9 protein-coding genes are annotated in these 10,408 nt (G+C 66.9%); 1 reads left to right on the top strand and 8 read right to left on the bottom strand.

The window, feature by feature from the left end; translation table 11 throughout:
* From ACT53K_RS18375 to ACT53K_RS18355, 5 genes are all read right to left on the bottom strand, one after another.
* Positions 1 to 1,567 (bottom strand): class I tRNA ligase family protein (locus ACT53K_RS18375; protein WP_476230308.1); only part of this gene is annotated, 1,567 nt, incomplete at its 3' end.
* 223 nt (positions 1,568 to 1,790) lie between these two features.
* On the bottom strand, positions 1,791 to 2,717 hold the full coding sequence (locus ACT53K_RS18370; RefSeq protein WP_476230222.1) for a bifunctional riboflavin kinase/FAD synthetase: 927 nt from the start codon (positions 2,715 to 2,717) through the stop codon (positions 1,791 to 1,793).
* Between the two features lie 40 nt (positions 2,718 to 2,757).
* Positions 2,758 to 3,936 carry a dipeptidase gene (locus ACT53K_RS18365; protein ID WP_476230220.1) on the bottom strand — a complete coding sequence of 393 codons (1,179 nt, stop codon included), beginning with the start codon at positions 3,934 to 3,936 and terminating at the stop codon, positions 2,758 to 2,760.
* On the bottom strand, positions 3,933 to 4,409 hold the full coding sequence (locus ACT53K_RS18360; protein ID WP_476230219.1) for a dihydrofolate reductase: 477 nt from the start codon (positions 4,407 to 4,409) through the stop codon (positions 3,933 to 3,935). Before ACT53K_RS18360 ends, ACT53K_RS18365 begins: the two co-directional genes overlap by 4 nt.
* Positions 4,410 to 4,545: 136 nt before the next feature.
* A complete protein-coding gene (locus ACT53K_RS18355) occupies positions 4,546 to 5,340 on the bottom strand; it encodes a thymidylate synthase (protein ID WP_476230217.1) in 795 nt (264 codons plus the stop codon).
* Between the two features lie 121 nt (positions 5,341 to 5,461).
* On the opposite strand from ACT53K_RS18355, the gene ACT53K_RS18350 reads away from it, so the two are divergent.
* Entirely contained in the window at positions 5,462 to 5,854 is a 393-nt protein-coding gene (locus ACT53K_RS18350; RefSeq protein ID WP_476230215.1) for a JAB domain-containing protein, read from the top strand.
* A 1-nt stretch (position 5,855) separates the two neighbouring features.
* Here the strand turns inward: ACT53K_RS18350 and ACT53K_RS18345 are convergent, their stop codons facing one another.
* The 3 genes from ACT53K_RS18345 to ACT53K_RS18335 form a co-directional block, all read right to left on the bottom strand.
* Positions 5,856 to 6,623 (bottom strand): class I SAM-dependent methyltransferase, encoded by a 768-nt coding sequence (locus ACT53K_RS18345; protein ID WP_476230307.1) that lies wholly within the window; start codon positions 6,621 to 6,623, stop codon positions 5,856 to 5,858.
* On the bottom strand, positions 6,623 to 7,750 hold the full coding sequence (prfB, locus tag ACT53K_RS18340) for a peptide chain release factor 2 (RefSeq protein WP_476230214.1): 1,128 nt from the start codon (positions 7,748 to 7,750) through the stop codon (positions 6,623 to 6,625). Before prfB ends, ACT53K_RS18345 begins: the two co-directional genes overlap by 1 nt.
* 83 nt (positions 7,751 to 7,833) lie before the next feature.
* Complete coding sequence (locus tag ACT53K_RS18335; protein ID WP_476230213.1) at positions 7,834 to 10,362, bottom strand: penicillin-binding protein 1A; 2,529 nt, start codon at positions 10,360 to 10,362, stop codon at positions 7,834 to 7,836.
* Positions 10,363 to 10,408 lie beyond the last annotated feature (46 nt).

The raw sequence follows: 10,408 nt of genomic DNA, 5'->3' as shown, positions 1-10,408 counted from the left end.
GGGGGGGGGGGGGGGGGGGGTGGGGCCCTAATTTTTTTTTTTGTGTTTTTTTGGGGGGGGGGGGGGTTTTTTTTTTTTTTTTTTTTTTTGGGGGGGGGGGGGGGGGGGGGGCCCCCCCCCTATCCGCAGAGGACGCCGCTTGTGGAGAGTCCCCCTCTCCCAACCCTCTCCCCTGAAGGGGAGAGGGCTTTTGCGCCCGATCCATCGGGATGAACCATTGCGGGGTGCAGCGGAAGATGATCTTCGCCTTGCTCCGCCAGCTGTGCGGATAGCTGTGCTGGAAGTCGTCCGACGCCGCGAGCAAGGCCCCTGCCGCGCGCAGGTCCGAGCAGATCGGCCCCTCGGCGCTGACGAACTTCTTGTTGATCACCGATCCCTGGCCGCCGAGCCACAGCCAGTCGGCGCGGTACATGCCGGCGGCATCGACGGCGAAGACCGGATCGATGCCGTGCGCCTTGCACAGCAGGAAGTCATCCTCGCCATGATCCGGCGCCATATGAACGAGGCCGGTACCCGCATCGGTGGTGACGAAGTCGCCGGCCAGGAACGGCCGCGGCTTGGCGAAGAACCCGCCGAGCGCGTGCATCGGGTGGCGGGCGACGGCTCCGGCGAGGTCAGAGCCTTTGATGATCTTCGAGACGTGACCGGCCAACGGCTGCAACGAGCAACCCCATCGCTTTTCCAGCGTCGGGATCAGGTCAACGGCAACCAGAACACTTTTACCTGCTGCATCGGGGTGCGGATGGCCTGCGAGCCCGCTGACTTGAGTCAGCTGGTATTCAACCTCCGGCCCATACGCGAGCGCCTGGTTCACCGGGATCGTCCACGGTGTGGTCGTCCAGATTACCGCGTAGGCGCCCTCCAGCTCCGGCGCGTTCGGCGCCTCGGTGATCTCAAACGCCACGTCGATCTGCGTCGACGTGATGTCCTCATACTCGACCTCGGCTTCGGCCAGCGCGGTCTTTTCGACCGGGGACCACATCACCGGCTTGGCGCCGCGATAAAGCTGGCCGCTTTCGGCGAACTTGAGCAGCTCAGCCGCGATCCGCGCCTCGGCGTCGAACTTCATGGTGAGATAGGGATCGTCCCAGTCGCCCATCACCCCCAGACGCTCGAACTGGCCGCGCTGCACCGCCACCCACTTTTCGGCATAGGCGCGGCATTCGGCGCGGAAGGCGACGGGGTCGACTTCGTCCTTGTTGAGCTTCTTGGCACGGTACGCTTCCTCGACCTTCCACTCGATCGGCAGGCCGTGGCAGTCCCAGCCGGGGACATAGGGCGCGTCCTTGCCCATCAGGCTCTGCGAGCGGACGACGATGTCCTTCAGGATCTTGTTGAGCGCATGGCCCATATGGATGTCGCCATTGGCGTAGGGCGGGCCGTCGTGCAGCAGGAAGCGCTCGCGCCCGGCGCGGGCCTCGCGCAGCTTCTGGTAGAGGTTGATGCGCGCCCAGCGCTCGAGAATGGCGGGCTCCTTGGCGGCAAGCCCCGCCTTCATCGGGAAATCGGTCTTCGGCAGGAAGACGGTGTCGCGCCAGTCGCGCTGGGTGTCGGTTGCGTCAGTCATGGGTCGCGCGGGATTAGCCGGTGTGGCGGGGGAAGTCATCCCTTTCGCACATGTTCCCGACACCCCTCCCTGCAAGGGAGGGGAAGGGGGTGGGTGCGCGCGTCCGCGCGCTTCAAAGACTCTTCATGCCTGCTGCAAGCGCGCTCCGCCGCCGCGTGGGCGGCGGACCCACCCCCGGCCCCTCCCTTGCAGGGAGGGGAGCGCATGGGGACAGGGCAGGCGGTTACCCCTGCGCCAGCCGCACCCGCGCCTCGGCGGCGTCGCGGTGCATCTGTTGGGTCAGCGCGTCGAGGCTGTCGAACTTCGCTTCGGGCCGCAGATAGTCGATCAGGTCGATTTCCAGCACCTGCCCGTACAGGTCGCCCGAAAAATCGAAGAAATAGCTTTCCAGCAGCTCGATCGGTTCCTCGATGATCGGCCGGATGCCCAGATTCGCCACCCCGTCGAGCATGCGCCCGTCGGGCAGCCGCCCGCGCACCGCATAGACGCCATAGGTGGGGCGCAGATAGTTGCGCAGCACCATGTTGGCGGTGGGAAAGCCCAGCTGCCGGCCCAGTTGCGCGCCGCCCTCTACCACGGCCTCGATCGCGAACGGCCGAGTGAGCAGCGCCGCAGCCGCGCGCGGGCGGGCTGCCTGCAGGTGGGCGCGGATGCGGCTGGAGGAGACGACATCGCCGTCAAACGCCACCGGCGCCACCGCTTCTGCGGCAAAGCCCAGCTCGGCGCCCAGCGTCGCGAGCACTGCGACATCACCCTCGCGGCCCTTGCCGAAGGTGAAATCCTGCCCCGTCAACACCCCCGCTGCGCCGATCGTGTCGACCAGATGCTCGGCAAACTGGCGCGCAGTCAGCCGGGCCAGCGTCGCGTCGAAATGGAAGACCAGCATCGCATCGGCACCCGCCGCGCCGAACAGCCGCTGGCGCTGGTCGAGCGTGGTCAGGCGAAAGGGCGGGGCGTCCGGCTGGAAGAAACGGCGCGGATGCGGATCGAAGGTGGCGACGATTGCCGGCCGGCCCTCGGCACGCGCGCGGGCGACGGCGCGGCCGACCACGGCCTGATGGCCCAGATGGAAACCGTCGAAATTGCCCAGCGCGACGATCGCGCCCCGAAGGGAAGGCGGAACCGCCGAGCCGCCGTCCAGCCGCTGCATGGCGCGGCTATAGGCACTGGGGCTCAGGATGCCAATGGGTTCAGGCAGCGCCCGGCGCCATTCCGGCGCGGAGCACGCGCAGCACATTGCCGCCCATCACCTTGGCGATTTCCGCTTCCGAAAAGCCGCGATCGACCAGCGCCTGCGTCACTTCGACGAGCTGCGACGAATCGAACGCCGTCGTCACCGCGCCGTCGAAGTCCGATCCCAGCCCGACATGGTCGATGCCGACCAGATCGCGGACATGGGCAATCGCCTCGGCCACCGCCTTGGGGCTGGTCGAGCAGACCGCCGCATCCCAATAGCCGATGCCGACCACGCCGCCGGTGCGGGCGATGCCGCGAATCTCGTCATCGGTCAGGTTGCGGTTGACCTTGCAGGTCGCCTGCACGCCGCCATGGCTGGACACCACCGGCCGCTTCGCCATCGCCAGGATGTCGGCGACGGCCCTGTGGCTGGCATGGGCGACATCGACCACCATGCCCAGCGCCTCCATCCGCCGCAGCACCTGCCGGCCGAGCGGGGTGAGCCCGCCCTTCTCCATGCCATGCATCGATCCGGCGACGCCATTATCGAAGAAATGCGCAAAGCCCGCCATGCGGAAGCCCGCAGAATGGAGCTTGTCGAGATTGGCGATGTCGCCTTCGATGTCCTGCAGCCCTTCGACCGAGAGCATGCCGCCGACCACCTTTTCGCCCTTCGCGCGATCGGCGAGCAGCCGGTCGAGATCGGCAGGCGTGCGGATCACCCGCAACTGCCCTTCCGAGGCACGGGCGGCGCGGTCGAGCTTTTCGGCATGCCAGAGCGAACGCTGGAGCAGCGACGTCCAGGTGCGCGGCGGCTGGAGCTGGGCGATCGTCAGCAGGGTGATGTTGTCGGTATCGGCGCCGTTGGCGTCGTAATTCTGGTGCTTCGGCGTCTTGGTGACCGAAGAAAACACCTGCAGCGCGACATTGCCGGCGAGCAGGCGCGGCAGATCGACCTGGCCGCGTTCGGCGCGATCGAGCAGGCTGCGGCGCCACATCAGCGTATCGGCGTGCATGTCGGCGATCTGCAGCCGGGCATGGAGGGCGCGGGTCTGCGCCGTCACCTTGGGCAGCGGGGCGGGCACGACCTTGTTCATGCTCGCTTCGACCAGGACCGGGGCGAGCCCGAAAAAGCCGATGCCGGCCAGGGCCAGCACGCCCAGCAGCCCGATCCCGATCGCCCGCTTGTTCATCCCATCCGCTCCAAGGTTACGAAGCTGTAGGCGGGGCGCCCCGCTTCGCTGGGATGATCCTCGCGCGCAACTTCGCGCCATGCAAGCGGATCAAAGGGCGGGACATGCGCATCGCCTGCGGCATCGACATGCACTTCGGTCAGCTCGATGCGGTCGGCGCGCGGCAGGAACAGCGCGAAAATTTCGGCGCCGCCGATGATGGCGGCGTCGGGGCCGGCCAGCGCCAGGGCTTCGTCGGGCGTATGGGCCACTTCAGCACCCTCCGCCTGCCAGCCGGTGTCGCGTGTGAGCACGATATGGCGGCGGCCGGGCAGCGGCGCCGGGAACGACTCGAAGGTCTTGCGGCCCATTACCATCGGCTTGCCCATGGTCTGCGCCTTGAAGCGCTTGAGGTCCGCCGGCAGCCGCCAGGGCAGTTCGCCGTCCCGGCCGATCACGCCGTTATCGGCGCGGGCGAGGTGGAAGGTGATCATCGGCGCTACATCCCGAACGAGAGCATCGGATCACCTTCACCCTTCCCACCGCCTTCGGCGGCGGGCCCCTTCCCTCTCCCGTTGGGAGAGGGAGGGAGGCGCGAAGCGCCGGAAGGGTGAGGGTGAACCGCTGGTATCAAACCGCCACCGGCGCCTTGATATGCGGCTGCGCCACATAGTCGTGGATCGCGAAATCCGCATAGTCATAGGCGTCGATCGACGGCGCCTTGCGCAGGATTTCCAGCCGCGGCAGCGGGCCCGGCGTGCGGCGCAGCTGTTCGCGCGCCTGGTCGAGATGGTTCAAGTACAGGTGGCAGTCGCCGCCGGTCCAGACGAACTCGCCGACCTCCAGGCCGGCCTGCTGGGCGAGCAGATGGGTGAGCAGCGCATAGCTGGCGATGTTGAACGGCACGCCGAGGAAGATGTCGGCCGAGCGCTGATAGAGCTGCAGGCTCAGCCGGCCGTTCGCGACATGGCACTGGAACAGGCAGTGGCACGGCGCCAGTGCCATCGCCCCCAGTTCGCCGGGGTTCCAGGCGGAAACGACCATCCGGCGCGAGGCGGGATTGGTCTTCAGCGTCTCGATCAGTTCGGCGATCTGGTCGATATGCCGGCCATCGGTCGTTTCCCAGTCGCGCCACTGCTTGCCATAGACCGGGCCGAGATCGCCGTTTTCGTCCGCCCATTCGTCCCAGATGCTGACCTTCTGTTCCTGCAGCCAGCGCACATTGGTGTCGCCGCGCAGGAACCAGAGCAGTTCGATCAGGATCGATCGGATATGGAGCTTTTTGGTGGTCAGCAGCGGAAAGCCCTGGCGCAGGTCGAACCGCATCTGCGCGCCGAACACGCTGCGCGTGCCGGTGCCGGTGCGGTCCATCGTCTCCACGCCTTCGCCGAGCGCGCGGGCCATCAGGTCGAGATATTGACGCATGGCGGCAGCCTAGCCGCGGCGCGCTGCGAAGTCATGCCCCTTCCGGCGCCGGGTCGCTTTGCTCCGAAGCGGATGGGCTTGTGGTTCCGCGAACCGGCCGGACAATGGCAGGTCGGCAGGCATGGGCGTGAACGACGCATCCGGGCATATCCGCCAGCTGGAAGACGCGCTGCGCCTGTTCGGTGGAATCGCGCACAGCGAAGTGGAGATAGCGGTCTTCGCCTATCTCAATCGCGGGCAGCGCATTCTGGGCGTGCGCCATATGCATGGTGGCTGGCCCGACCGGCTGGAACTGCGGCTGCGCGACGTGGTGCGCGACGCGCTGAGCTTCGACGCGGCCGGCATGGTGATGGCGCATAATCACCCCAGCGGCGATCCGACACCGAGCCGAGCCGATCGCGAAGCGACGGGGTGGGTCGTGCGCGCGATGGCGCCGATCGGGATTCGCCTGCTCGACCATCTGGTCGTGGCGCGTGGCGGTACCACCAGTTTCCGGGAACGCGGCTGGCTTTGAGCTACTCGTGGCCGCCGGCGCCGCTGGGGGTAACGGGGCGGGCATGGGCGCCGGACTTGCAGGCGCGGATCGTTTCCGGCTCCGGGCGTTCGCCGCGCGCCTCGAACTGGGCGATATAGCCGCCGGCCGAGGGCATCGGCCGCATCGACACCTGCGCATAGCCGACCGCAGCGAACTCGCATTGCAGGAGGGCGGGCGGGGTGCCGTGATTCGCCGTCGGGCGATCGGCATCGACCACCACCACCCGGCCGCCCGGCGCCAGCGACGGCCGCAATCGCCACAGGAACTCGTAGGGCGATTCGATCTCGTGATACATATGGACCATCAGCACGCGATCGAAACTGTGCTCGGGCAGGCGCGGATCGGCAGGCAGACCGAGGCGAACGCTGACGTTGTCAAGCTTCTCCCGCACCACACGCGCCGCCAGTGCACTGATATATTCGGGTACGATGTCTTCAGCGACGACACGGCCCTTTTCGCCCACCCGCTGGCCCAGGCGGACGGTGTAATAGCCTTCGCCGGCGCCGATATCGGCTACCGTCATGCCCGGCTTGATGCCGGCCAGTGCCATCACCTGGCCAGCTTCGTTCAGCCGGTCGCGGGCCTCTTCGTTCGACCAGCGCGAGGAAACGATGGTCGCTACCGGACGATCGGCGGCGGGAAAGCCGGTATTGGGCTCGGCGCCATTGCCATGCGGCGCGGTCTTGCCGCCGTCGCACGCCGCCAGCAGCAGCGTGACGCCCAGCAACAACGATCGCGCCGTCCCGATCAATCGACATCCTCCACGACGACCGCCTCGCCGGTGACGCGCTGCGCAAGCGCGGCGGCCATGAAGCTGTCGAGATCGCCGTCGAGCACGTCGCCGGGTGCGGTGGAGGCGACGCCGGTGCGCAGATCCTTCACCAGCTGATAGGGCTGGAGCACATAGGAGCGGATCTGGTGGCCCCAGCCGATGTCGGTCTTGGTGGCATTGACGGCATTCGCCGCTTCCTCGCGCTTGCGCAGCTCATGCTCGTAGAGGCGCGCGCGGAGCTGGTTATAGGCCTCGGCGCGGTTCTTGTGCTGCGAACGCTGGTTCTGGCACGCAACGACGATGCCGGTCGGCAAGTGGGTGATACGCACTGCCGAGTCGGTGGTGTTGATGTGCTGCCCACCCGCGCCTGACGCACGATAGGTGTCGATGCGCAGCTCGCTGTCGTTGATCTCGATCTCGATCGAGTCGTCAATCACCGGATAGACCCAGACGCTGGCGAAGCTGGTCTGGCGCCGCGCGTTCGAATCAAACGGGCTGATGCGGACCAGCCGGTGCACGCCGCTTTCGGTCTTGGCGTAGCCATAGGCATTTTCGCCCTTAAGCAACAGCGTCGCCGACTTGATGCCGGCCTGTTCGCCGGCGTGATAGTCGACAAGCTCTACCTTGTAGCCGTGACGCTCAGCCCAGCGGGTATACATGCGCTGGAGCATTTCGGCCCAGTCGTTCGACTCGGTGCCGCCGGCGCCGGCGTTGATTTCCAGATAGGTGTCGTTGGGATCCGCTTCGCCCGACAACAGTGCCTTGACCTTGTCCTGCTCGGCTCGCTCGGCGAGCTGGCCCAGGCTCGCCGTGCCTTCGCTCGCCATTTCTTCGTCGCCTTCGGCCTCGGCCATTTCGATCAGCTCGACCGTGTCGTTCAGCTCGCTTTCGATCGCGCGCGTGGCAGAGATCGACTCGTCAAGGCGTCGCCGCTCGCGCATCACATCCTGCGCGAGCTTCGCGTCGTTCCACAGCGTGGGATCTTCGACACGGGCATTGAGCTCATCGAGGCGGCGCAGGGCGCGGTCCCAATCGAGCGAACGGCGCAGCAGGGCGAGCGCCGCGTTGATCTTGTCGACATGTGCGTGCGCTTCGGCGCGCATGGCAGATAACCTCTCGAAATTCCGGACGCCGCACCCATCCCAGGGGCGACCCGACTGAAACAATATAGGGCCTTACGCCCGCGCTAGTAGATTCCGCCCTGGCGTTGCAAGAAATCGCTGTCGCCCTGGCTGTCGGCCTTGTGGGTGGGGTGATCGCTCGGGCGGGCGGTCGGTGCGGCCGTCTCCATACTGCCGCGCCGGCCGCGGCGCTGTTCGCCCTCGGCCTTGAACGCTTCCCATATCACCGGCGATAGCGGATCATTGGTCGGCCACGCACCCTGCACCGGACGGCCGCTGGCGCGATCGATGCGGACCATGCGGGTGCCCGCCGGTGCGACGAAGGGCAGCTTGTCGAGCCCTTCATAGGCCGGAATGGCGAATTGCTTGAAGATCGGCGCCGCGATCAGGCCGCCCTGGGCATAGCCGCCCATGTTGGAAGGCACGTCATAGCCGAGATACAGGCCGCCGATCATTTGCGGCGTGCCGCCGACGAACCACACATCGGTCGGGCCGGTGGTTGTGCCGGTCTTGCCCATCATCGGCCGGTTGAGGTCGCGCAGCACGGTGGCGGTACCGCGCTGGACCACGCCTTCGGCGATGTGGACGATCTGGTAGGCAGTGACCGGATCAAGGATCTGGCGTGCGCGGTTGATCGGGCGCGGCATCGGTTTGCCGTCCCAGTCGCGGGCGTTGCAGCCTTCGCACGGGCGCCAGTTGCGCGGGAAGATGACCTGACCGCGACGGTCCTGGACGAAGTCGATCAGCGTGGGGTTGAGCGCGCGGCCATGGTTCACCAGGATCGAATAGGCGTTGACCATGCGCAGTACCGTGGTCTCGCCCGCGCCCAGCGCGTAGGAGAGATAGGGCGGCAACCGGTCCTTCGACACGCCGATCCGCTGGATCAGGTCGACGACCTTGTCCATGCCGGTGGCATTGGCGATCTGCACCGTCATCAGGTTGCGCGACTGTTCGATACCCCAGCGCAGCGTGTGTGGCCCGGCGCCGCCCTTGTTGTCGAAATTGCGGAAGCATTTCTGGCCCAGCCCTGCGCCCTGCCAGACGCAGAAGGGGCCATCGACGACGATCGAGGCGGGCGTCATGCCGTTTTCAAGCGCGGCGGCATAGACGATCGGCTTGATCGTCGAACCCGGCTGCCGCGTCGCCTGCGTCGCGCGGTTGAAGGCCTGGAGGCGCGAATCGAACCCGCCCTGCATCGCCAGCACGCGGCCCGTCGAGGGATCCTCGACCACCATGCCGCCGGAAATCTTGGGCACGCTGCGCAGCGCCCAGCCATTGCCTTCGGGCGCCACCGCCAGAATGTCGCCCGGCTTGATCGCATCAAAGGCATGGCCGCCCTTGCCGCGGATCGGCATCGCCGCGGCCGATGCAGGCATCCGGCCGGTATCGCCGGTTTCAAAGCCGAGCGTGACGGCGTCGTCATCACGCGCAACGACGATAGCCGCGCGCCAATTGTCGTAATCGATGCCGACGTTGCGGCCGACAAACTCGCTCAGCCAGTCGTCCTGCCAGTCCTTGGTGGGATCGACATGGCCGATCGGGCCGGACCAGCCGCGCCCATGGTCGAAGCGCAGCAGCCCGTCGCGCAGCGCGCGCTGCGCATAGGCCTGCAGTCGCGGATCGAGCGAGGTGCGAATCCACAGGCCGCCATTATAGACGCTGTACGGTCCATCCTTGTCGGTCTCGCCGAACTGCTTGGCGAGCTGGCGGCGCACTTCCTCGACGAAATAGCCGCCGGCGCGTTCGAAGCGCGGCGTCTGGCGGGGCACGGTGCCCAGCGGCGCGGCTACAGCGGCGTCATGCTGTGCCTGGTCGATAAAGCCGTTGCGCAGCATTTCCCCCAGCACCCAGTTGCGGCGATCGAGCGCGCGGCGGGTGTTGCGGTCGGGGTCGTAATTGGCCGGACCCTTGGGCAGGATCGCCAGATAGGCCATTTGCGGCAGCGTCAGCTTGTCGAGCGGCTTGCCGAAATAGGCCTCGCTCGCTGCCGCCACGCCGCCCGAATTGCGCCCCAGCTCGATGGCGTTGAGGTACAATTCCATGATCTGCGGCTTGGTGAGCGTATCCTCGATCCGCCAGGCGAGGATGCCCTCCTTCAGCTTGCGCATGTAGCTGGCTTCGTTGCCGACCAGCAGGTTCTTGGCCACCTGTTGCGTGATGGTGGAGGTGCCGCGCGGCGTCTGGCCGCGGATTGCGCCTTCGGCGGCGGCGCGGACCAGGCCGGGGAAATCGAGCCCGTGGTGGCTGAAGAAGGTCCGGTCCTCTGCCGACATGAACGCCCGCACCAGCAGCGGTGGATATTCGGCATAGCTCAGCTGGACGCGGCGCATCTGCGCATAGGCGTGGATCGGCGTGCCATCGGCCGAGCGGACATAGCTGGGTAGCTGCGGTTCATAGCTGCGCAGCCGGTCTACCGAGGGCAGGTTGCGCGCGACCAGCAGCCACAGCAGGAACACTGCCAGCCCGGCGAGCAGCGCCAGCACCGCCAGCACGCGGAACCACCAACGCCGCCTGATCCGCGCGAGAAAGCCGCCAAATCCGTCGCCCTCGCGCCGGATTCGGATGTTCATGCTGGGAGTTTCGCCTTCGGCCATGCGGGCCGGGGTGTAGCAACTTTTGGGCTAGATGAAAGCCGGTCGG

The sequence above is a fragment of the Sphingomonas sp. DMC8 genome (assembly GCF_056314185.1).
Note: the sequence above shows the minus strand (reverse complement) of the source record. Positions and strands in the feature narration are given on the sequence as shown.

Coding starts and splice junctions, on each gene's coding strand:
- ACT53K_RS18370 (WP_476230222.1), bottom strand. CDS start 2,717: ATGCAGCGGCTGGACGGCGGCTCGGCGGTTCCGCCTTCCCTTCGGGGC.
- ACT53K_RS18365 (WP_476230220.1), bottom strand. CDS start 3,936: ATGAACAAGCGGGCGATCGGGATCGGGCTGCTGGGCGTGCTGGCCCTG.
- ACT53K_RS18360 (WP_476230219.1), bottom strand. CDS start 4,409: ATGATCACCTTCCACCTCGCCCGCGCCGATAACGGCGTGATCGGCCGG.
- ACT53K_RS18355 (WP_476230217.1), bottom strand. CDS start 5,340: ATGCGTCAATATCTCGACCTGATGGCCCGCGCGCTCGGCGAAGGCGTG.
- ACT53K_RS18350 (WP_476230215.1), top strand. CDS start 5,462: ATGGGCGTGAACGACGCATCCGGGCATATCCGCCAGCTGGAAGACGCG.
- prfB (WP_476230214.1), bottom strand. CDS start 7,750: ATGCGCGCCGAAGCGCACGCACATGTCGACAAGATCAACGCGGCGCTC.
- ACT53K_RS18335 (WP_476230213.1), bottom strand. CDS start 10,362: ATGGCCGAAGGCGAAACTCCCAGCATGAACATCCGAATCCGGCGCGAG.